This window comes from Bradyrhizobium sp. UFLA05-89 (genome assembly GCF_059803475.1).
Window position 1 is genome coordinate 1 of the sequence record NZ_JBANBA010000080.1, and the last position, 22,085, is coordinate 22,085.

Below are 22,085 nucleotides of genomic sequence, written 5' to 3' on the forward strand. Positions count from 1 at the left end.
ATCACATACACCCCCCGAACGGGACATGCGTTGAATCTGTTGGTCTCCACGTCGATATTCTTCTAACCGCGAAGAGAGCGTGGACGCTCGTAGATCAATCTATGAAGAACCATCGCAAAATTGCGGAGTCCGCTATACTCGCTACGCTAAGGCGGACACCTGTCGCGATAGGATCCGCAGGCTGTCAGACGGCATGCGCCATTTGTCCGGAGTTGTTCGATGTTGCTGGTCCCCTGTCGTCAGGCAAGGGAAGACGGCAATGTTTCGGCAAGGCTTGCATTTTGTCTGGACGAGCACAATGGCCGGTTTCGATGAAGCATCATCAATGCGGTGCTCACCGGAGCCGCTCTACGAATTGACCTTTGTCCGATCGCTGCCGTGGCGCAAATTGCTTGGGCGATGAACATTATTGATATCGATAGCCACTCGAAGAAAACGAAAGCGTTGTCGTCATGGGGCAGATACGCATCGAAGAAGACCTTCTCGGTGAGAGAGAGCTGCCCGCGGACGCACTCTACGGCATCAATACCCTTCGGGCTGTGGAAAATTTTCCGCTAACGGGCCGTACCATCGCGACGCTGCCTGAGTTCGTCACAGCAATGGCGATGATTAAGGAAGCTGCGGCGCGAGCCAATCAAGAGATCGGCGCGCTTTCAGCGGAGCGAGCCGAAGCCATCATCAAAGCGTGCCAGGAGATCCTCTTGGGAAAGCACGATGCTCACTTGATTGTCGATGTGCTCGAAGGCTCCGGTGGTACATCCTCCAACATGAATGTTAATGAAGTGGTCGCAAACGTGGCCACGCGGCTGAGCGGAAAACCAGCTGGCGACTACTCCTTCATCCATCCAAACGATCACGTCAATCTCAGTCAATCCACCAACGACGTGCTTCCGACGGCCATAAGGCTCGCGATCTTTCGTGTGTCGCAAGGTACTTCGCTTGCCTTGATGCAATTGGCCGCTGCCTTCTCGGAAAAGAAGAAGGAGTATTCCGAAACCTTGCGCCTTGGCCGCACATGTTTGCAGGATGCTGTTCCGATGTTGTTCGGTCAGACATTCGGGGCATATGGGGCGGTCCTACAGCGTCATGCGAAGCAAGTGGAGGAGTTGCGGCGCCAACTCCTGGTCCTTCCACTCGGTGGTACCGCAGTTGGCACCGGACTTAACTCTAAACCTGGCTACAAACAGGCGGTGTTCCGACACTTGTCGACCTTGATTGGTAACGAAATCAAGCCAGCTACCGATACATTCGATGCGATGCAGAATTTAGACGCGTGTGCGCGGTTATCGGCCGAACTTCGAAATTCAGCGAATTCCCTCTGGAAGATTGCAAATGACCTCATTGTGCTCTCGTCGGGTCCCGGCGGCGCTATCGGAGAAATTGCCTTGCCCGCGATCCAGGCTGGATCTTCGGTTATGCCCGGCAAGGTAAACCCAGTTATTCCTATAGCGGTGTGCCAAGCAGCATTTGCGATCGTGGGGAACGATGCTGCCATCGCGATGGCCTGCCAGCACGGCCTGCTGGAGATCAATTGCTACGACATGCTGGTTTGCGATCGCCTGATCGAGTCCATCATCCTCCTTCAACGTTCGGCGACGATCTTCCTCGAGCGGTGTGTGTGCTCGCTTACGGTAAATGAAGAGCGGTCCCGGCAGAATTTGCTGGCGTCGAGTGCGCTAGCGACAGCACTGGTACCTGAGTTCGGGTACGCCAGTGTCGCCGCGGCTGTAAGAGCGGCGCTCAATGAACATCGACCTTTTCTTGAGATCGCCATCGAACGTGGACTAGTGAGGCGCGAAGACGTGGAGTCGCTCATGTACTGCGCTGCGATTGAAGCGACTAAGACGAAGAGGACTCATGAAGGCGCAGCCATAGCCTGATCGACGCGAGTCGAACGAAGGCAAGGTAGTTGGCGGCAAGTCTGTCGTAGCGCGTCGCTACCCGCCGATATTGTTTGATCCTGTTGAAGAACAACTCGACCTGGTTGCGAGCTCGGTAGAGATAAGGGCTGAAGCAGATCGGGTTGCTGCGATTGATTTTCGGCGGGATACGGGTATAACGACCGCGCTCGCCCACGCTTCTCAAGGTTAGACGCGGCTGTCGGGAGGCACTTTCAAAGCGGCAAGCCGCCATTGCTGATGGGGACGACGGCATCTTGCGACAAAGCCGATATGGCCTCACAAGAACCGGCCCTGCTTTTGATTTGAAAGCGCGGGCCGCTCGAAGACATCGTGGAAATGCGATAACGAAGCAAGCCGAATGCTGCATGCAGCAAATTGGCGAACAAAGGTAGGGTGTGCATCGACCGGATCGCGGCCAATCTTGTGAAGGCGCTAGGCGACCTTCGGTTCCTTGGCTGCCTTGATGCGTGTTACGCTGCTCTGACCATCGATGCTGACGGGTACTTCACCGGCGACGGTGGCGCGACGAACGAGGCGATGCTGATCGCCGTAATCGTTCACCGCGTAATGCTGTGTAGCCCGATTGTCCCAGATCGCTATATCGCCTTCCCTCCAGCTCCAGCGGACGGTATTTTCGAGAGCCGTGATATGAGACTGAAAGACATCAAACAGCTTCTGGCCGTCGTATTTTGGGATACCAACGAAATTTTGCACCAGAGCGCCGAGCACCAGTGTGCGTTCGCCGGTCTCGGGGTGCACGCGCACCACAGGATGGTCAGTCTGATAGATCGTTCTAGTAAAGACTTCGTCCAAGTGCTTTTTGTCGAGCTCGCTGACACGGTCCAGTATAGCGTAGTCAAAGGAGTTGCTGTGAACGGCCCAAAGCTTGTCTGCAAGCCGCTGCAACGGCGGTGCTAGGTCGAGGTAGGCCGCAACGGTGTTTGACCAGGCTGTGTCGCCACCGAAGGGTGGTATTACAACGCCTCGTAGCACCGCAATTTTGGGGTAGGCATCGACGAAGGTTCCATCGGTGTGCCACAAGTCGGCCCGGCTACCGGCGCGGGCAGAGTCAAGCTCGATGATCGACGTCGTTCCCTTTATGGCACCGAGCGTTGGATGAGGTGCCAGACTTCCAAAACGAAGTGTAAAGCGCTCCTGCTCAGCATCGTCGAGATGACCCTGGTCGCGGAAGAAAATAACCTTGTGCTCCAGCAGCAGCTCATTGATCGCGGCGATCGTCTGGTCCGGCAAGTCTCCCGACAGCTTGACGTTTCGGATCTCTGCGCCGATGCGCGCTGCGCGTTTGACGATGTCGGCACGAGGAATGATGCTATCCGACGATACGGCTGCATCCATGGTGACACTCTCCAATTTGCAGGTTGTTCGCCAGACCAAGCTATTCAACTGCGGCAGGAGTCGACGAACGCTAAATTGCGGACCGCATAGCGGAAATCCGCCACAATGCGTGACAACAGCGACGAGCTCTTCTTGTGCTCTTGAGGCGACCTCGTAAAATTGACCGGGTCTGTCAGTTCGATCAATTCCTAGTATTGGTAGTTGACCGATCCAAAATGCCTTGCACTTCGCTGGGACGTTGATGCAGATGTTGCAGTTCGGCGCCGACGAACAAGAAAACCGTCCGCGTTGGAATCGACAACGACGCTCCTCAAGGTCTCGTTGGCCGAGATCTATTTTGCTTCCTTCGTACTGTTCGATCGATGGCGATCTTGACGGCGGCGGAGGTCGACGCCATGAAGGTATAAGACGCACTTTACGACGCACTCGCACGTGTTAGGCGCGAGCTCGTCGAGCAGATCCTGCCGCGTGAAGCTTTGCGCGACGATTGCTCCGGACAGATGCGAAGGGCTCGATGCTTTCTTCGTTAAGACAGACCTGCCCGGCCAGAAGCCGCAGCAAAGGTAATCCGCAGAGGTTGACGTTACCCCTCTGGTGCAGATAATCGAAGTTGTCGAGGTTCTCCAGATCTCTCTTGATCTGGAGCTAAGAGGGAAGCCGGTGCGTCCTCGATCCGTTCAGGATTGAATCAATGCCGGCGCTGCCCCCGCAACTGTAAGCGGCGAGCCCGCATCCATACGTGTCACTGAAGCAGGCGCTTCGGGAAGGCCGGATGCAGGCGATGACTCGCGAGCCAGGAGACCTGCCCCGACAACATAATCGACCACGGGCGGGGTGTCCGGTGGTACGCCAAGCAGTAGGGCGCTTTCGCGGCCCTCCTGCCTGCGTCTCCGCCATAGCCTTTGCTCCAACCACAATGGGGTTAAAGCTATGTCTCTTCCCTCACTTCCTGTCGCAACCCTCGGCATGCCACGTATCGGGCCACGCCGCGAACTCAAACTGGCGCTCGAAGGCTACTGGGAGGGCAAGATCAACGACCGGCAGCTTCTTGAAGCTGCGGCCGGCCTTCGTGTCGCTAACTGGGCACGGCAGAATTCGCTTGGCGTCACCGTCATCCCATCGAATGATTTCTCACTCTATGACCAGGTTCTCGACACGAGCGTCATGGTTGGCGCGATTCCTAAAGCGTACGGCTGGGAGGACGGTCCGGTCTCGCTGACAACCTATTTCGCCATGGCACGGGGCTCGCAAGACCAGGAGCACGACGGTCAAGCCCATCATGGCCATGGCGCCGCTGCGCAGGAAATGACCAAGTGGTTCGATACCAATTACCACTACATGGTGCCCGAATTCCATAAAGGTCAGACCTTCAGGCTTTCCTCCCGTAAGCCGATCGAGGAATATGAGGAGGCGAAAGCCCTTGGCTATCAAACACGGCCTGTCCTGATCGGACCAGTCACCTTCCTTAAGCTCGGCAAGAGCGCCGACTTGGCGTTTGATCCGATTTCGCTGCTCGATAGCCTCGTTCCGGTCTATGTCGAGGTCCTCCAAGAACTGGCGAAACGTGGAGCCGAGTGGGTCCAGCTTGACGAGCCCTGCTTGGTGCTCGATCTGGACGAGACCACACGAAGCGCGCTGCAGCGTGTCTATCGGCGTTTCGCCAAGGAGGTGCCCGGCATCAAGATCATGCTTGCCACTTATTTCGGTGCAATTGGCGACAATCTGGCGACAGCTCTGGGGCTGCCAGTCGCCGGATTGCACGTCGATCTGGTGCGCGCTCCTCAACAATTGAGCCAGATTGAACCCGGCGCCCGCGCGGACCTCGTGATTTCACTCGGCATCATCGATGGCCGCAACGTGTGGCGCTCCGACCTGTCGGCACTCGTGGAGCGGTTCAGGCCCGTCATTGCAACGTTCGGCAAGGATCGCGTGCAGCTGGCGCCGTCCTGCTCACTCCTTCATGTCCCAATCGACCTTGAGCTGGAGACCGATCTCGATTCTGACGTAAAGAGCTGGCTTGCCTTCTCGGTTCAGAAGATCGGCGAGCTCGCGACCTTGGCAAAAGCGCTCGCGGTCGACGGAAAGGTCGTTGCCGCCGCGTTTGCCGAATCGGACTTTGCGGCGACGGCCCGCCGAGCTTCGCCAAAGATCCATGACACGGCCGTTGCCCAGCGTACGGCGGCGATTGATGCGGTTATGCGCCGCCGCAATAGCGCTTTTGAGAGCCGCGCCGAGGTTCAGCGCAAGCGTTTCGGCCTGCCGCTTTTCCCAACGACCACGATCGGGTCGTTCCCGCAGACGGCAGAAGTCCGCACTGCTCGCGCCGCGCGTGCCAAGGGAAAGTTAACAGACGCGCAATATGAACAGTTCCTGAAGGATGAAACGGCTCGCGCCGTCCGATGGCAGGAAGACATCGGACTCGACGTGCTCGTACACGGCGAGTTCGAGCGCAACGATATGGTCCAGTATTTCGCTGAGCAGCTCTCCGGGTTCCTATTTACTAAGCACGGCTGGGTGCAATCTTATGGCTCCCGTTACGTTCGCCCTCCGATCTTATTCGGCGATGTCTCCCGGTCGAAGGCGATGACCGTCGAATGGTGGAGCTACGCGCAATCGCTGACCAGGAAGCCTATGAAGGCCATGCTTACGGGGCCGGTGACGATCCTGAATTGGTCGTTCGTCCGTGACGACATTCCGCGCAGCGAGGCCTGCCGTCAGATCGCGCTCGCGATCCGGGACGAGGTCGCCGACCTCGAAAAGGCGGGCGCGACCATGATCCAAATCGATGAGGCAGCGCTACGCGAAGGTTTGCCGCTCCGTCGATCCGACTGGAAGGCCTATCTCGACTGGGCCGTGGAGAGCTTCCGCATCTGCTCCTCTGGTGTTGCCGACGCAACGCAGATCCATACCCATATGTGCTATTCGGAGTTCAATGCCATCATTGATGGAATCGCCGCGATGGACGCTGATGTCATCTCGATCGAAACCTCCCGTTCTAAGATGGAACTGCTCGATGCATTCACCGCCTTCAAATACCCGAACGACATCGGCCCCGGCGTCTATGACATCCACTCGCCGCGCGTGCCCGAAGCCACTGAGATGAAGGATCTCATCGCGCTGGCCCGCCAACGGCTGTCGGACTCACAGCTCTGGATCAATCCGGATTGCGGTCTGAAGACTCGTCAATGGGAGGAAGTCCGTCCGGCGCTCATCAACATGGTTGCAGCGGCCCGCGAACTACGCGAGGCGGGCTGACGACAGCGTGACCTTGCGCCTGCAACAGCTCCTGCAGCAGCTTCTCCGGCGGGATTGGCGGCCGTCCAATCGACGAATAGAGCGCGACACACTCGCGCTCAAGCGCCGAACGCGGCTCGTTCACCATCGTCCGGGTTGCTTGCAGCGGATGATCACGTTGCCCTCGCCCAGCTTTTACTGTCTCGACGGGTAAGCCTGACTACTTCCATGGACATCGACGAAGACGGGCCTTTTCTTGCTAGACGGCGCTCAACGGAAATTAGTTGCCACTCCGCGCGCACGAACAATTATAGATCAGATTGTATATTCGCTAAAACGTCGCCGGCCACGATTTCGGGGTCTCCAAGCTCAAGGTCATGCAGGCTCGCTTGAACAAACTCCAACACCTTGTGATTGGCCGCAATGGCGCTTTCGCGATCCTCGAAGATCATAACAGCGACACAGATACCTTCGCCTGCATCCAACACGTAGTAAGATCTGAAACCATGCGCTTCCCTTAGGATCTGACCGATACCGCTTTTGGCGCGGCGAGCAGCATCCGCAACCGAACGAACTTTGAGGTACTTGCGAATGACCATGTACATCGAAGCGCCTCGACTTTCAGTTCCACCTCACCCATCAAAGCCCATCGAGCCGCGCTTGGACGAGCTCCCACTCCCGCTGTGGCCACAACGCCCGCCCCAAAGGGCCTGCGCTAGGGATTGTTAGTGGGCGACTGAGAGTGAGCCGACCCGCCTCGTTGCCGTACATGATGGCCCAGAGCTGCGGACAGCTCAACCAAAGCCGGCCGGTTACGTGTCAGCCGCTCGCAACTGAAGAACCCCATCATTCTGCCTCACAGAACTAAAATTCCAGACGTTGATCACAACTCAACCTGTTAGCGCTATCACAATCTACTACCCGTTTAAATTGCCAACGTAAAGTTTTATGATTGAGCCGCTCCGCTACTGGAGCGATATGGAGTCGGAAATGTCTCAAGCAAAGTGGAAATTGACGAACTGGATGGCCGCGGCCTGCCTAGGCCTGTTCCTGGCGGCGCCTGCATCGGCGCAGCCGATCTGGACCTGGACCAACCAATACGGCTCGACTCTGGCGGTTGACAATTATAATGCCAACACAGGTGCGATTTCCGGCACTTACACCAACAATGCGAGCAATAGCTGCGATGAAGGTGCCCCTCAGGCGATGACGGGCTGGCTTGCGCGGTCTAATAGTGGCACGGCGATCAGCTTTTCGGTGAATTTTGCGGGCTGCGGGTCGACAACCGTATGGACGGGCCAGCTGAACACTGCATCGGGATTTCAGGGGCTCTGGCTACTTTCACTCGCCGAACCGGTGATCTGGAATGGCATCAGCGCAGGCGCGGACACTTTCACCTTCGCAAGCGGCGACAAATCGAAATTGCTGTCCGCCGTCGGAGAGACGGCCAAGAGCGGTTCAGGCGAGAAGCTCTCGAATACAAAGAATCGCAAATGACCTGATCTGCCACGTGGCGAAGGAAGGAATGCCAAAACCCTGATCTTTCCCGCCCTCCTCTGCGCCGACGTTCGCTCTGGCTCAACCACGCATTTGGTATGGATCTCGAGATCGAAGTCTTGCCGAGCCTGAATGCCTGAACTGTTCAGGCTCGGCTTTATTCATTGGAGATACGCGCCGACTGAGCGTATCGTAGATCCAATGTGCGAACTAGTCTGCGAGAAATGGATCATTGGTTGCAGCTCAAACCGCCACCAATTAGCAAGACGCAGGAGCTGGCCGCATCTGAATTTCCGTCCCAATCTAAAGTTTCCAGATTGCAATACGTTCGCTTGCATCGGGAGCGGGCATCGAGATCGCCTTCAAATTCGCGAGTCGCCAGGATCGAGTTGCGTCAGAGGACGCTCGGTCCAAAAGCCGGTCAAGCCCAGACGGTCATAGCAAGAGCGTTCCACCAAATAGAATGAATTCATGTGCCTAGCGGTTCGTTGCCGGCACGCCATTCTTTGCCACCGATATGTCCTCGATCAGTTTACCACTCCCATCAACGTAGGCGATCCAGGATTCGCGTGCGATCTCATTCAGCGGGTCCTTCACCGCAGACACCGCATTTCGGTACACTTTAACGGGAAAGTCCTCTATAGGCGCTCGGTCAGCGAGCAACGTCAGTATGGTACAGGACCACCAGTCTAAGGCTGCCGGCGATGCCCGTTGCAACAATTAGCACGATTGCCATTGCGACCAAGCCAATGTCAAAGGATCCCGTCCTATCCTTAAGGAAGCCGACCATGTATGGGCCAACGAAGGCTCCAAAAGCACCAATGGAATTGATGAATGCGATGCCTCCGGCGGCAGCGGCGCCAGTAAGGAAACTCTGCGGGATCGTGTAGAGGATTGTTCGTGCCGAGATCGTTCCGATCAGAGCGAGCGTCATGCATATGAGCGCCGGCACGAGCGAGGTGAGTACGACCGAAAAGACGAGTCCGGTGGCGCCGAGCATCAATGCGGCGATCAGATTATAGATTTTTTGCCCCTTACGATCGACAAGGCGCGCCCAGAGCAACATGCCTATTGTCACAAATAAATAGGGCACTGCCGAGAGCCAACCGACCTGCATATTGCTCAAGTTGCGGCTCTTTAGGATCAGAGGGAGCCACATACCGATCCCATAAGTGCCGATCGTGAAAGCGAAGGTAATGCCCGTCAACATCAGCACGCGGACGTCCTTCATCGCCGCCAACAGATCCTTTTTGACCTTGCTGTACTTCTCCCTTGCGAGTTCATCCAGCAGCGCGTCCCGCTCTCGGGGCGTCAGCCACGAGGCCCTGTCAGGCGTGTCGGCTAGCAGAACGAGACATAGGACTCCGAGCAGACAGGCCGGAAGACCTTCGATCAGGAACATCCACTGCCAGCCGGCCAATCCCCACACTCCATCCATTCCCAATAGCGAAGCCGATAGTGGATTGCCGATCAACGAAGACAGCGGTGTTGCTGCCATGAACCAGGCGAGGACGCCTGTCCGCGATCGCTCTGGAAACCAGATGGAAATGTACCAGATGACACCGGGGAAAAAGCCTGATTCGAACACTCCTAGTAGGAAACGGATCCCGTAGAAGCTGTATGGTCCGACGGCGAATGCCGTCGCCGCGGCTGCAAGACCCCAGGTTATCATGATGCGGGCGAGCCAACGGCGCGCACCGAAGCGGTACATCATCATGTTGCTGGGAACTTCCAGCAGGCAGTAACTAAAGAAGAGCATCCCGGCACCCCAGCCGAACTGGGCGGCACTTAAGCCGATGGCTTCGTTCATCTGCAGCGCAGCGATGCCGACGCTGGTCCGGTCGAGGTCGTTGACGAAATAACCCAGGCCCAAAAGTGGCACGAGCCGCCGCGTGTTCTTGCTGACAGCGCTCGCGACCAAACCAGACCTTGCCTCGTCATGACACTGGGGGGCAGCGGCGTCCAACAATTCGTTCTGCTCCTGCAATTGGTCACTGACCAGACGCCGATTCTTGCTTAGGTGCTTGAGCTGCACGGCGAAATCAGCCCAAAACTTTGGGAATCACTGCCGCAATCGAGAGCATCGGATCGGCTATCCGCGCTATTTGCGTGGCGCGAGCCCAAGCATTGCCCGAGCTTCCACTGCGGTGGCGGGCTCGTACCCAAGTTCTCGGATAATCCTAACCGTCTTCTCGACCAGCCGCACGTTCGTGGCAAGTATGCCTTGTTCGAGATAAAGGTTGTCCTCCAGGCCGACACGAACGTGGCCGCCTGCGAGCACCGCGTGAGTTGTTGCGTGCACCTGTGCTCGACCGACGCCGCTAACGCAAAACATAGCTCCTTTGGGAAGATTCCCGATGAGCATATTGAGGATCTGCGGCGTGTACGGCAATCCGCCCTGAATTCCGCGATCGGCACCAAGAACGAAGTTGATCCAATAGGGAGGTTTGTCGAAGCCCTTATTGATCAAGCGTATCGGATCTTGGAGAAGATGGGAAAGTGAGAAACATTCCCACTCAGGTTTGATGCCCTTCTTTTGGAATCGTTTTGCCATGATGTCGCAGCGGCTGGGCGAGGTGTTAACGACAATCTCGCGGTCGCCAAAGCAGGCTAGAACGGTGTGGGCGTCAAATGTCGCCATGTCAGCACCGGCCTCGAGGCCCTTCAGACGCTGTTCGAATATAATCTCATCGAGACCGGGCTCTATGGATCGCACCATGTCTCCATCGATGCCCCCGCCCGTGCTGTTGTTGATGATGATGCCGCACTTTGCGAGGATCCGGGAATTGATGTCCTGGTATATTTCCGGATTACAGGTCGCGCCATCGTCCGGCCTGCGCGCATGCAGCGCCACGATAGATGCACCCGCATCGTAGCACCGGTACACATCCTCGGCGATTTCGTTAGGCTGCGTCGGCAGGTGTGGGTTTTGCGATTTTTTCACCACACCTCCCGTCGGGGCGATCGTGACGATGACCTTGCTCTCAAATTTCATACTGCGTCTCCTTTCGAGGGCTTAAGTCATAGGTGGGTGCCGTCCAGCTCGCGTCGATAGGTGAGCGGCAACCACGGCGTTTGGTCGAAATCGGCATTGTTCTGGTCAATCCGTTTCCGTATTGGGTTCGATTTCGGCATACGCGATGCCCGTGAAATTGCCCTGGGATCAAAGGACATTGCGTTTATTCCCTCCATCATGATCGGCGGAATAGATCGAGCCGGCGAGGTCGGTGATGAACATCTGGTTGCCGGGAACGTCGAGTGCGATGCCGATTCCCTCCATCAGATGAGTGATCAGAATTTCCGGCTCCGTCTTCGTGTCGACGCTTGCGCGATTGGCTGTGTTGCCTCGCGGAGGGTCGCCGCGGTCCGTCCAGTAGAGGACGCGGTGTGCAAGATCGAATTCAAGGTGAATTGGTTCCCGGCAAGCCATCGAACAATAGCTCGATATCGGAGCGGTTTGCTGGGCTCTCACCCTCCGGTATGTCGATGTTGGCGCGGAAGATTCGGCCCAGGCCGCCATTGTCCGGACCCTTTTGCGTCCAGTAAATCTGGCGACGCGCGGTGTCGATGGTGACGCCAATGCACCATCTGGTCGGAGCGCGCCGGTCCACGTCACCGCGGCCCGCCTCGATGAGCGTCTCTATTGCAGAGCCATCGAGATTACATCGCATAACCCGCATACCTTCACGGTCAGACCAGTACAGCTTGCCACCTTTTTGATCGAGTTGAATCTGCTTCGGCGTGAATGTGGCGCCGCGCGGAACGACGACTTTGCGAGCACTTCCATCGATATCGGCGCGCTCGATCGAACCATCGTTCACGGCAACACCGGAGCCCATATTGGTCCAATAGATGTGACCCGCGCCGACATCGATGGCGATTCCGTCAGGAAGCTGACAATCCGTAACAATAACTTTTCGATCGGAACCATCTGGATTCATCGCTTGAATACGGTTGGTGCTCACCTCGAGGAAGAATAACCGACGACCTGCGATCGGCCGGTCGGACGAGAGTTGCGATTTGACCGCATTAGCGTCGGTCATGGTATTCTCCCTCACGGCTGAGGTATCGCATATGCTTAGCTTATGATTGCCTTCCAAGCCGCAACAGCGATTGCCGATCCGAATCTGACTTGTGCTGGCAACGGATAGGGTACGCGCTCTCGATAGTTAGTGTTGATACGCCGAAGCATCTCGCGTGCACGCACTACTGCGGACCAATCAGGAAGATCTGCACGGTAAGCAGTGGAGCAAGGGCCGAGCAACTGCCAAACCATTCTTGCGGCAGATGGTCGTTTGACGCTTCCACGACACGCCACGTGGCATCGGCGCTGCTGCGCGATCCTTACTTGCGAAGGTCAATATTGCGAGCCCCGTCACTCCAGTGGTAGTTCACGCGAACCAACCCGATGTCAACGTCTTGACCGATGCGGGCGGTCCCTGCACGAGCGCTCGCTGGAGCGCCTGTGAAACCGCTTGAGAAAAAGAAGTCCACATCCCGACGGCCCATGAACAAGTGGTCGTACTCAACGCCGATAGACCAATTCGGAGCGAAGCCGAATTCAACACCCGCGCCAACCGCACCGCCCCAACGAATTTCGCTGCCATTGTCGATTGTCAGCTCGCTCGCAAGATCGAAGACCCGGTATTTGTCGCGGACGGCTGCAGCGCCACCCTTCATATAGAGCAGCACGTTATTCCAGGCATAGCCGACCTGACCCGTGAACAGGCCAAATGCATTAATTTTTGATTCATCTTTGACGCCTGCGAAGGCGAGGTTGGTGTTGGAGCCCTTGAAATCGGCCCAGTTGCCCTGCGCCTCAAGGCCGAACACCCAGTTCGCCGCCTGCCATCGATAGCCGATTTGACCGCCGGCGGTGCCTCCTGTCGCACTATGGCATCCCATGATGAGCGGCGGAGCGACGACCAAGCCGCCAGCATTGACGACGTCCCAGCACTGATGCGCGGAGCCTCCACCTCCATCAATGCCGGCGTAGAAGCCGGTCCAATCGTAGATCCGAGTGACCGTTGCGAGCGCTTTGACGTGGGGCCGCACCGTCAGATCAGCGGCGGAGACTGAAGCGGCCATCGCAATCAGGGCAACTATGCCCAGCAGCATTTCTTTCATTCTTTTTGGCTCCGTTCCGTGGTTCGCTTGATCGTCTATCGGTCACGATAGCCATGTGTTCGTCCTCTCCATCAATTGACAAGGTTGGTAGTTGACTGCATCGCAGGCAATATCAAATCTGCCGCAACAGCCCCGCAACTTCATGAGTAGGTCGATAAGCCCGGGGGCGAAGTTCTGCCCTAGACAGGCGCCGCACAAGGGCGTTCGCAGAACCGAAAGGTCGGGAGCTGGGCAGTACCCCATCGGTACGAATATCGCGGTCCAGGCGGTCGCCTCATTTTAGGATCGTCATCTCTGTCCGGTTGAAGACACGGATGTCCAGCCTGACGAAGGTCTCCAGCAGCGCTGGCTGCAAAACACGAGGTTTTTTCTTCACAGAGGGACGCGCGCAACCTCGTTAGTGGCACGGCGATTGCTGGGATGGATTAGAGGTGACGGCGCCGGTGCGCTCCTACGGTCTTCCCAAGGGTCCAGATGAGGCCAGCCCGATTGATCAACGAAAGCTATTCTGGTGTCCTCTGTCAGATCGGCAGAAGTGCTTGGCGCGGCGCCGAGCTGAGCGATCATGCTGCTGTGCAACGGGCCTGAGAGCGCACCGCGCGGCTCATGCTGCACGTTTCGACGAGGGCATCCCATCGCCCCCCTTTCTCATCCTGGACGATTCGAGCGCCGGCGCTAGCAATCACAACAACAGGAGATGGTGATGACGAAGGAAGATGGACTCAACGATGACATAGGCATTGCTACAGGCGCATTTCAGGACTTTGCCAAGCGAGCCATTGAGACGCAGACGGAGTTCTCGAAAAGAGCTTTCGATATCTATTGTCATTGGCAGGAACGAATTCAAACCGAATCAACACAGGCGATGGAGCTCTTCGGGAAAGTCACTTCCACGAACTCCGCAACCGATCAGATCCGTTTTCTTCAGGTCTGGATGAAAGGCGCCACGCAGCGGGCCTCGCAGGACGTGATCTATTCCATTGAAACCGCAAAACTTCTCGCGAATATTGAACTTCCACTCTTCGTCGGCTCTGAGCTGTTCAAGCCTGCAGTCCTCTTCCCTCTCTTGACGACGCTCAACTTGCCAGCGGGCGCTGGCATTAACTTTCATTGTGGTTCCTGGCAGCTGCCGACCCTGCGGATTGAAGGAGGTCGACCGGAACGATGAAGATTGGATTTCCCGACCAATAGGCCATGGGGATGCAGAGCTTCTTCGCTCGAAGCAGCGTAAGGCTGGCCGTGACGCTGGCAAATATTGTGCGTGCCGATTTTTCCTTCCTCCAAACCAAGAAAGGCCATCAGCATCCGTTTGGCTCGGCTATAACCGTCCGAGGGGGCGAGTGCGCATTACCGGGGTAAGCCAAAGCCCCGTGGTCGCATTACGGGCGCGCTCTGCGCCGATATTCTTCGGACCAATCGCATGTCGGCAACGACCGAAATCCAACTATCTTGTCTCCCGGCCGTCCTGCCGCTTGCGGCACATCGAACCAGGAGTGCAAATGACCCAAGAACTCCAAAGCCGAAGACCAAGACCTTCGACGCTAGGAAGAGCTCAATGTCGAATTTGTCGCGGATCTGACACCGGACGACTCGTCCTCCGCGAGCTAGAGAAAGCCGGCGGGTACGCTCACCGATCGGCACCTCCACCACGAACGAAAAAAGCGGACGTTGGCAAATGTGCGTCGTTGCGGTCGACTGTTATGTTCAGGGCGCTTGTTAGCTTTTTGCTAACTCCGCACGGCGACCATCGACGTCCCGATGATGCCCTTCGACGCCAATTGCGCGATCTCGGTGCCGGAGAGCCCTAGAAGTCCTGTTAGGATCTCGCTGTTGTGCTCTCCCAGAGTTGGCGCTGCCATGCGGATCGCAAGAGGCCGAGAACCATCCCGAATCGGCATTGACGGCTGTGGATGCACGCCAGTGAACGCACGTTCCACTTTCTGCAGAAATGCACGCGACCGGAGATGCGGGTCCGTAAGCAGGTCAGTTGGCTGCCGGGCTACGCCAGCCGCAATTCCTTCCGCCTGCAACATCGACATCGCCTGCTCGGCATCGCGGGTGAGCGTCCAGGCCTCGATGACCTTCTCTATCTCATCCTCGATGCCGCGGCGCGCTTCCGCAGATTGCAGCGATGCGTCTTTCGACCAGTCTGCCCGTCCAATGATAATGGCAAGCCTCTGCCACATTGTCTCGTCGCTCACCGCTACCATGACCCAGCTGTCCTCACCTGCGCACCGGAAGCAGCCATGCGGCACGAACTGCGGATGTCGAGTACCATACCTAGGTGGCGGCACGCCGCCGATCGATTGAACGGTGATCCAAGGCGCCGCAAACGGCATCATGCATTCGATTTGCGACAGGTCAATGAACTGTCCTAGCCCGGTATCGCGGGCGTGAATCAGCGCGACCAGGACCGCTGCGCAGCCGTTCAACCCACCGACGGCATCCCCAAAGGCAACGTGGCTCATCACGGGAGGGCCGTCCGGATTTCCGACTACCATCGGCAGCCCAGAGCCCTGCTCGAGGGTCGAGCCGTAGGCCCGACAATCGCGATTGAGGCTGTTTGCTCCAAAAGCTGACATCGACAACATGACAAGCCGAGGATTGAGCGTTCGAAGCACCTCGTAGCCAAGCCCGAGCTTTGGCAGCACGTCAACCGAATAATTGTCTACGACGACGTCGGCTCCCGCCAGAAGACGCTTGGCAAGAGCGAGTCCTTGGGGCTGCGTGAGATCGAGCGTGATGCCTCGCTTGTTGCGGTTCATGACGCAGAAGGCCGGTGTCTTTTCGTACATCTGAGCGTCGACATAAGCGGGCCGTCGGTCAACACCGCGCCACCAATCCGGGTACTTGGTGGACTCGATCTTGATGACGTCTGCACCAAGATCAGCCAGAGTGCGCGTGCACAACGGACCTGCCCAGCCCATCGTGAAGTCAATGACGCGGATCCCACGCAAGGGCTGCCGTCCGGCATCAACGCACCTGGCCGCCTGCGACATAGCCAAGGATCGCTGCTTTTGGATGTCCGCAAAAGTTTGCTGCTCGCCCGGTTCCGGAACCTTGCCGCCTCGTCGCGGCGGCGTCATGGTGAGCCGCTGCATCGATCCGGCGGTCATGCCTTCTTCTTGGCCAAGCACGACAGGCACGATTGCGCCGCGCACCTTTTTTTTTGGTATCGCGCAGCAGATCGGAGACGATCGGGATCTTCCGCTTGCGTCCCTCCGCAAACCACTCCTGCGCTGTCCGCGCTTTCAGCCTCGGCACGAACTGTTGTTCGATCCTCTCAATGTGCTTCAATCGCTCTTCGCCGAGGACCAGAGCCGGATTGTCGCGCAGTTCGGACAGGCCGAGCATATCGCAGAATGCGCGCCATTGTGCCGGTGTGAACGTCGTCACACCGAGCCATCCTTTCCTGGTCTCGTAAATGCCGCCCGGAAAAACCGGCCAGAAGCGATTAACGCCAATCCGGCGCATGACCTCGCCGCGCGCCGATGCCTCGAACATGAGATATTCGCTGATAGCCAGGCTCGATTCGAAGATGCTGACCGACCACGACGCCCCTGCTTCACCCTTCGTTCGTGCAACCGCCGAAGAGGCCGCGGCGATGAACCCCCACAAACCGCCGAGGATACCGGTCTGGAAATCTGGTGCGTGCAGCGGCGGCCCCTCGACCGGTCCGACCAGCTTGACGAGGCCGGCGAGCGCGCGGATGGTGGCATCGGTTGCGGCAAATCCTGCATAAGGACCCTCGCGGCCGAACCAGCTCGCTTCGAGGCAGATCAATCTGGATCGCCGCTGGCGAATCGCGGCGATGTCAATGGGCGGGCAATCCGCTGCATCAACGTCCCTGCCGTCAATCAGTATATCGCAGTTTTCGATCATCGCAGTCAGCCGCGCGATCGCATTCGGGGCAGCGGGGTCGATGATCGTGCTTGATTTGTTGAAGTTCAGGAACGCGAACCAAACGCTCTGCCCCATCGGAGTGAGCGGCGCACAGTCGCGAAGTGGATCGCCCGCCGGCGGTTCGACCTTCTGAACATCCGCGCCGAAGTCGGCCAACAATCGCGCGCAATAGCTAGTTGCCGCCGAACTGCCAATCTCGACGACCCGAAGAGCTGACAGCACTCCCATCACGGCTCCATTTTCCCAGATAAGAGGCCATCAGTCGGGAACTCTCGCAATTGCTCGCATCCGAATCGTTCTTAAGTATGGAGCTAGTGCATAGCAAAGCCCTGATAGCCGCTTGCGGCGACCTCGTCGCATTTTTGTCGATAGCTGCCTACCCCGCCGGTGTAGGAGAGCACCCGGCGCGGTTTCCCTTCGACGTTCGATCCCAAGTACCAAGAATTGGTCTTGGCGACTAACATCTCATTGGCAGTCTCATCATGATGCGCCACCCATTTTTCTTCCGCCTCTTTGGTGGGCTCGATTACGTTCAGGTTCTTGTCACGGAGATAGCTGATGCATCCGGTTATCCACTCGACCTGCTGCTGCAGGCAGGTGGTCATGTTGCAAAGCGCTGCCGAGGGAGCAAGCGGCACGGCGGTCGTGAAGAGATTGGGATAGCCGTGCACCTGCAACCCCATAGTGGTCCGAATGTCTCTGCTCCATTCTTCCTTCAGTGATCGTCCGTCGCGACCGCGGATGTCGATACGAGTCAAAGCGCCAGTTCCTGCGTCGAATCCGGTCGCCAGGATGATAACGTCAAGTGGGTGAACCGTGCCATCCGCCGTCTGAATGCCTTCGGCCGTGATGCGCTCGATTGGGTTGGTCTTGACACTGACAATCTCCACATTGGGTCGCTTGAACGCCTCGAGGAAATTCTGCTCCAAAGGTACCCGGTGGGTGCCGAAACCGTATTCGCTTGGGATCAGCAGGTCGCACAGCTTGGGATCCCTAAGGCGCTCGCGCATTTTCGCGCGCACGAATTCGGATATCTCCCCGTTAATCGTTTCATCGAAAAACAGCTCAACGAAGGATGAAATCCACAACTTTACAGAACCGTCGTTCCAGCAATCCTCTATCACCTTGCGACGCTGTTGAGGGGGTAGATCGGCCCAGGCGTATTCGAAGTCATACTCGAAGCCCGTGAAGGTATGCGGCAGCCGCTCCGCAAGGACTTTGAACTTTGACTTGTAGACATCGACGTCCGCGGCCGCGTACTTGAGGTTCTTCATAGGGATGATGTATTGTGGGGTGCGGACGAACACCTTGAGATGGCCAACCTCTTCCGCGATCGTCTGGATAACTTGGATTCCCGTCGCTCCGATACCAACCACGCCCACACACTTGCCAGCGAGATCGACCAGCTGATGCGGCCATCGCGCCGTATGAAACACCTGGCCCTTGAAGGTCTCCTGCCCCGGGAAGGATACATGGGGCGCCGAGAGCATGCCACAACAAGTGACGAGAAACTGGGCGTCTATCACATCACCATTGTCGGTCGTGACCACCCATCGTTCCACCGTTTCATTGAAATGAGCGCTCTTGACCGTCGTGTTGAACTGAATGTCTCGACGTAGATCAAGCTCGTCCGCTACGAAATTCAGCCAGCGTTCGATTTCCGGCTGGCTCGGAAACTTTTCGCTCCAGCTCCATCCTTTATAGAGTTTTTCCGAGAAAAGGTATTGATAGATGTAGCCTTCCGAATCGACGCGCGCACCGGGATATCGGTTCCAATACCAAGTGCCGCCGACGCCGGAGGCCGCGTCGATCGCCCTGACGCTCAGCCCGAGCTCCCGCAGACGGTAGAGTTGATAAAGGCCCGCAATGCCCGCTCCGATGACAACAGCGTCGAATTTCGCTGTCGCATGCGCGCCCTTACCACCATTGGGTCTAACCGTGGGCTGGATCATTTCTCCTCCTGCGTGCCGTTGAGGCCCCAGCGAGGAGAACAGCAAGTACCGTACCAGAGAGTAAGCGTCGCACTCGTATCAGCGCTAAGCATGTGAAGAAGTGCTCCGCATTGCCGCGTCTTAGATAACGCCTCTCACGAATAATCGCACGGCATGGGATTGTCGGGGCCGCTACTCCTACAACATCGTGCGGCATGCAACATTTGGAAAAGGTCAACTACCAACACTAGCAATTGATTTAGATGACAGGCATGTGTCACTGATTGCTGGCTGAATATCGCATCAGAGCTCGCCGAGCTTCAGCAATAGCTCATCCATTGATACAAATCGTTCTGAGAAGGACTTGCGGCAATGCAATCGTCTGCACTGACGTCACGCGGCGATATCGCTGAAGCCGCCCCTGTCTATTCTCCCGATATTGCACAAATCATCAAGTGGCGCGATAGCTCCTATGCCGCTGATCTCTATATCGCCGCAGTCTCATGGCTTGATCTCTTTACTTATCTCGATGGTCATCCGGTAACGGAGGAGGAGCTACGACTTCATTTCTCTCTCCGCGAGCGGCCAACGCGCACCATGGTTCGACTCTTCGAATCGTGGGGCCTCATCTCCAACGAATCCGGCCGGCTGCACGCAACGGCCCCAGCCGTTCAGTATTTGAGCGGCAATTCCGCAGACAACGTCGCCTCGTATATTGCAACCATGAAGTATAAGCCTTCTGTTCGGGAACTTTATGAGATCTTACGGCAGGATGGTTCTGACACCTGGCACGTCGAGCGCGGCGTAACCAAGAGCTGGGACGCATTCGCACCTCCTGCCAATCAGAACACAAGACGGGAGCTACGGGCGACACGACAACTACGGATTCGCGCTCTCAGCGCAACCGGGCGAGTCGCAGAGGCGGCCAGCTACTAACTCGAGCTCGCGGCTCATCGTATGCATCGGCCTGCCCGCACCTTCGTGCTCCCGGTGCCTCTGTCCCGATGGTCGCACCATACGCTACGATCTTGAATATCGCAGCGGAACATCGGCACCGAGAAATCTCATACCGGTTACCAATCCGCTCGAACGCGTCAACGGCGAGATCAAGCGGCGGACCGAAGTGGTCGGCATCTTCCCCAACGAGGACGCCATCATTCGCCTGATCGGCGCCATCCTGCTCGAACAGAACGACGAGTGGGCCGTCCAGCGCGGCCGCTACATGACGCTGGAAACGATCGCGCCTTTGGGCGATGATCCCGCCGTCAGCTTCCCGGCTATCGCCAGCTGACCGATCCGGCCCATGCCGGCGAACGTGGTGACACCCACTCAGCTACACCACGCCACGGGACACGATCTTCGATATGGCCTTGTGCGGCGGCTCTCTGCTCTTTGCATTGTCGACGGCTCGTGACCTCACGAAAGAATTGCTACCATCATTGAGAAAGAGACTGACGTGTCATCCGTTGCATGGACTGAGTTTTTCGCACGCTGCGGTTCAAGTGATCAAAGATGTCGAGCCCGAGAAGAACCTTCGATTTCATGACAATCGACAAAAGTACCTAATGTTCGTCAATACGTGCAGCGAGAAGCGCGTCGTATCAGAACGAATAGCACTCGAACTCGATCAGATTCGTCCGCGTCCGCCTGCTGTGCGGGTCTTTGATGCGGGCGTTGGCGATGGAGGCTCGCATGCTCGAACGCCGTGATTGACACTCACCTGGCTGGCCGGCCCCTTCGGGATGGCCGCCCGGCGCTTCGGCTTTTGCCCTGCGGAGCCGGGAGTAGGTCACTCCCGACGCTAGTCTTGGCCCGTATGTCCTATTAAACCGGCCTCGGCCACGTCTCACTGAACTGTCGCGTTCATGGTGATTACCGACGTTCCCGAACCCGAAGGGCCCTTTCCCGTGAAGCTGACGGCAAACGCGTCGTTGCCCTTGCCCACTTTGGCGGTGTAGGTGTAAGTAGATATGTTCAGCTTCTTCAGAGTCCCATGTGCGGGCTTTTGAGAGATTGGTCGAAGCGGCAATCACCCGTCCAGCTTGAGCGGCAATAAATGTACCGCCGGCCGAAACATTGAAGTAGCCGCTAGAGTTTACTCCCCAACTCGACTGGAAACGTAACCGGACACTCTGAACCGGCCTCCGCAGAGATCGGTATCAAGCCAAGAACGGCCACCGCGGCAATTGGTGGTGTACGAAAATGCATTTCTGTCTCCACAATGTGAAGGCGATCTCAACCGCCGACCTGAACCTTTGTTGACGCACCTCAAAGAACCCCGTCGCGCTCACTCGCGACCGGAACTCCAGTTGAAGTCGAGATACGGCGGCATACTGCAGACCGGCGACGCATTTCTCCCTCAAGGAACTTCAGCGCGCCGGAAATCGTTGACTTTGCCTCGCTCGGTTCGTGAACCTGGGCAGAATGCCAGGCCATGGACTGCCAGCCATTGAACCAATTATCCCTAGACTGCTTCGGATCTAGATCAAAAACCGCGAGATTGACGGTCTTACGATTCGTGTAAATGCTATAACCGTCATACTGAGAGTCCCTGAACGCTGCTAGACGTGCCAGCGACACTGAATTCTGTTTTGAGAGTTTTTGTCCGGGTTGATTTTTGATTCAGGAGCCGGCTGATGTTTGTTCGCATCACCACAGACCACGCGCCTCGCCCAAATTCGCTCAAACACTTCCGCTTGGCGAGCAACTCAACCCATCGTCAAGCGAATTCACGTACAAAACGGGGAAGCAACTCTACGGCGAAAAGGAGCCTGCCGAGTACGTCTATCTCGTAAGCGAGGTGCAGTGCGGAGCTACAAGCTACTCTCCGATGGTCAGCGCCAGATCGGCGCATTTCACTTGGTCGGTGACATTTTTACCCGAGAACGGTGAGATGCACCGGGTTACAACGGGCGAGATGAGCGAAGTTTACGACGGGTTGGGCGCAGCGCATAAGCCAACGAGTGTCAAATGCAAGTGCGAGCGTTGGGTTATCAGCGACTTGCATGATTTCGTCACCAACCGGTGCGCGTTGGTCGTTTTTCTGCGCGCAAATATCAACGCGTCTACTCGAAAAATACGAAAGGCTGATTATCTCCACTCTGTCAAAAAGAGTTTGTCTTGGACTCGCGCATAC

General features: G+C 57.1%; 14 protein-coding genes, 4 pseudogenes and 1 riboswitch. Of the genes and pseudogenes, 7 read left to right on the plus strand and 11 right to left on the minus strand.

Features of this window, described 5'->3' with window-relative positions:
- Positions 1 to 452: 452 nt before the first annotated feature.
- On the plus strand, positions 453 to 1,880 hold the full coding sequence (locus SO139_RS31615; protein ID WP_498541160.1) for an aspartate ammonia-lyase: 1,428 nt from the start codon (positions 453 to 455) through the stop codon (positions 1,878 to 1,880).
- Here SO139_RS31615 and SO139_RS31620 read toward each other — a convergent pair.
- Together SO139_RS31620 and SO139_RS31625 are read right to left on the minus strand one after the other, a co-directional pair.
- Positions 1,840 to 2,055: pseudogene (locus SO139_RS31620) on the minus strand (transposase); the annotation flags it as partial. The gene SO139_RS31615 and the pseudogene SO139_RS31620 sit on opposite strands and share 41 nt — an antisense overlap.
- 278 nt (positions 2,056 to 2,333) lie before the next feature.
- Positions 2,334 to 3,257, minus strand: coding sequence for a TauD/TfdA dioxygenase family protein (locus tag SO139_RS31625; RefSeq protein WP_498541161.1), 924 nt, complete (start codon positions 3,255 to 3,257; stop codon positions 2,334 to 2,336).
- Between the two features lie 599 nt (positions 3,258 to 3,856).
- A riboswitch (cobalamin riboswitch) is annotated at positions 3,857 to 4,081 on the plus strand.
- Positions 4,082 to 4,187: 106 nt separating this feature from the next.
- On the opposite strand from SO139_RS31625, the gene metE reads away from it, so the two are divergent.
- The gene (gene metE / locus SO139_RS31630; RefSeq protein ID WP_498541173.1) at positions 4,188 to 6,512 is read left to right on the plus strand and encodes a 5-methyltetrahydropteroyltriglutamate--homocysteine S-methyltransferase; all 2,325 of its coding nucleotides are present in this window, start codon (positions 4,188 to 4,190) and stop codon (positions 6,510 to 6,512) included.
- Between the two features lie 22 nt (positions 6,513 to 6,534).
- Here metE and SO139_RS31635 read toward each other — a convergent pair.
- Both SO139_RS31635 and SO139_RS31640 read right to left on the minus strand, forming a co-directional pair.
- Positions 6,535 to 6,678 (minus strand): annotated as a pseudogene (locus SO139_RS31635) (transposase); the annotation flags it as partial.
- Between the two features lie 121 nt (positions 6,679 to 6,799).
- Complete coding sequence (locus SO139_RS31640) at positions 6,800 to 7,096, minus strand: hypothetical protein (protein ID WP_498541162.1); 297 nt, start codon at positions 7,094 to 7,096, stop codon at positions 6,800 to 6,802.
- Between the two features lie 343 nt (positions 7,097 to 7,439).
- Here SO139_RS31640 and SO139_RS31645 point away from each other — a divergent pair, with 343 nt between their 5' ends.
- On the plus strand, positions 7,440 to 7,988 hold the full coding sequence (locus tag SO139_RS31645) for an avidin/streptavidin family protein (protein ID WP_449379876.1): 549 nt from the start codon (positions 7,440 to 7,442) through the stop codon (positions 7,986 to 7,988).
- 652 nt (positions 7,989 to 8,640) lie between these two features.
- Here the strand turns inward: SO139_RS31645 and SO139_RS31650 are convergent.
- From SO139_RS31650 to SO139_RS31665, 4 genes are all read right to left on the minus strand, one after another.
- On the minus strand, positions 8,641 to 10,023 hold the full coding sequence (locus SO139_RS31650) for an MFS transporter (RefSeq protein ID WP_449379877.1): 1,383 nt from the start codon (positions 10,021 to 10,023) through the stop codon (positions 8,641 to 8,643).
- A gap of 66 nt (positions 10,024 to 10,089) precedes the next feature.
- Positions 10,090 to 10,983 carry a beta-keto acid cleavage family enzyme gene (locus tag SO139_RS31655; protein ID WP_498541163.1) on the minus strand — a complete coding sequence of 298 codons (894 nt, stop codon included), beginning with the start codon at positions 10,981 to 10,983 and terminating at the stop codon, positions 10,090 to 10,092.
- 406 nt (positions 10,984 to 11,389) lie between these two features.
- On the minus strand, positions 11,390 to 12,031 hold the full coding sequence (locus tag SO139_RS31660; protein WP_498541164.1) for a hypothetical protein: 642 nt from the start codon (positions 12,029 to 12,031) through the stop codon (positions 11,390 to 11,392).
- Between the two features lie 301 nt (positions 12,032 to 12,332).
- Complete coding sequence (locus SO139_RS31665) at positions 12,333 to 13,115, minus strand: outer membrane protein (RefSeq protein ID WP_449379881.1); 783 nt, start codon at positions 13,113 to 13,115, stop codon at positions 12,333 to 12,335.
- 703 nt (positions 13,116 to 13,818) lie between these two features.
- Here SO139_RS31665 and SO139_RS31670 point away from each other — a divergent pair.
- A complete protein-coding gene (locus SO139_RS31670) occupies positions 13,819 to 14,283 on the plus strand; it encodes a hypothetical protein (protein WP_498541165.1) in 465 nt (154 codons plus the stop codon).
- 559 nt (positions 14,284 to 14,842) lie between these two features.
- Here SO139_RS31670 and SO139_RS31675 read toward each other — a convergent pair.
- The 3 genes from SO139_RS31675 to SO139_RS31685 all read right to left on the minus strand — a co-directional run bounded on the left by SO139_RS31675 (position 14,843) and on the right by SO139_RS31685 (position 18,970).
- Complete coding sequence (locus SO139_RS31675; protein ID WP_498541174.1) at positions 14,843 to 16,201, minus strand: CaiB/BaiF CoA transferase family protein; 1,359 nt, start codon at positions 16,199 to 16,201, stop codon at positions 14,843 to 14,845.
- Positions 16,089 to 17,246, minus strand: a complete 1,158-nt coding sequence (locus SO139_RS31680) for a CoA transferase (protein WP_498541175.1) — start codon at positions 17,244 to 17,246, stop codon at positions 16,089 to 16,091. The genes SO139_RS31675 and SO139_RS31680 overlap by 113 nt, the downstream gene beginning before the upstream one ends.
- Positions 17,247 to 17,329: 83 nt before the next feature.
- On the minus strand, positions 17,330 to 18,970 hold the full coding sequence (locus SO139_RS31685) for a flavin-containing monooxygenase (protein WP_498541166.1): 1,641 nt from the start codon (positions 18,968 to 18,970) through the stop codon (positions 17,330 to 17,332).
- A gap of 351 nt (positions 18,971 to 19,321) precedes the next feature.
- On the opposite strand from SO139_RS31685, the gene SO139_RS31690 reads away from it, so the two are divergent.
- From SO139_RS31690 to SO139_RS31700, 3 genes and pseudogenes are all read left to right on the plus strand, one after another.
- Complete coding sequence (locus SO139_RS31690; protein WP_498541167.1) at positions 19,322 to 19,885, plus strand: hypothetical protein; 564 nt, start codon at positions 19,322 to 19,324, stop codon at positions 19,883 to 19,885.
- Between the two features lie 136 nt (positions 19,886 to 20,021).
- Positions 20,022 to 20,240, plus strand: a pseudogene (locus SO139_RS31695) (transposase); the annotation flags it as partial.
- A gap of 1,428 nt (positions 20,241 to 21,668) precedes the next feature.
- Positions 21,669 to 21,835: pseudogene (locus SO139_RS31700) on the plus strand (cyclic nucleotide-binding domain-containing protein); the annotation flags it as partial.
- Positions 21,836 to 22,085 lie beyond the last annotated feature (250 nt).

What these genes read in the sequence shown, in the direction of transcription:
- SO139_RS31660 (WP_498541164.1), bottom strand. Translation starts at nt 12,031, where the DNA reads ATGACCGACGCTAATGCGGTCAAATCGCAACTCTCGTCCGACCGGCCG.
- SO139_RS31625 (WP_498541161.1), bottom strand. Translation starts at nt 3,257, where the DNA reads ATGGATGCAGCCGTATCGTCGGATAGCATCATTCCTCGTGCCGACATC.
- SO139_RS31665 (WP_449379881.1), bottom strand. Translation starts at nt 13,115, where the DNA reads ATGAAAGAAATGCTGCTGGGCATAGTTGCCCTGATTGCGATGGCCGCT.
- SO139_RS31615 (WP_498541160.1), top strand. Translation starts at nt 453, where the DNA reads ATGGGGCAGATACGCATCGAAGAAGACCTTCTCGGTGAGAGAGAGCTG.
- metE (WP_498541173.1), top strand. Translation starts at nt 4,188, where the DNA reads ATGTCTCTTCCCTCACTTCCTGTCGCAACCCTCGGCATGCCACGTATC.
- SO139_RS31655 (WP_498541163.1), bottom strand. Translation starts at nt 10,983, where the DNA reads ATGAAATTTGAGAGCAAGGTCATCGTCACGATCGCCCCGACGGGAGGT.
- SO139_RS31670 (WP_498541165.1), top strand. Translation starts at nt 13,819, where the DNA reads ATGACGAAGGAAGATGGACTCAACGATGACATAGGCATTGCTACAGGC.
- SO139_RS31645 (WP_449379876.1), top strand. Translation starts at nt 7,440, where the DNA reads ATGATTGAGCCGCTCCGCTACTGGAGCGATATGGAGTCGGAAATGTCT.
- SO139_RS31685 (WP_498541166.1), bottom strand. Translation starts at nt 18,970, where the DNA reads ATGATCCAGCCCACGGTTAGACCCAATGGTGGTAAGGGCGCGCATGCG.
- SO139_RS31640 (WP_498541162.1), bottom strand. Translation starts at nt 7,096, where the DNA reads ATGTACATGGTCATTCGCAAGTACCTCAAAGTTCGTTCGGTTGCGGAT.
- SO139_RS31675 (WP_498541174.1), bottom strand. Translation starts at nt 16,201, where the DNA reads ATGACGCCGCCGCGACGAGGCGGCAAGGTTCCGGAACCGGGCGAGCAG.
- SO139_RS31690 (WP_498541167.1), top strand. Translation starts at nt 19,322, where the DNA reads ATGCAATCGTCTGCACTGACGTCACGCGGCGATATCGCTGAAGCCGCC.
- SO139_RS31680 (WP_498541175.1), bottom strand. Translation starts at nt 17,246, where the DNA reads ATGGGAGTGCTGTCAGCTCTTCGGGTCGTCGAGATTGGCAGTTCGGCG.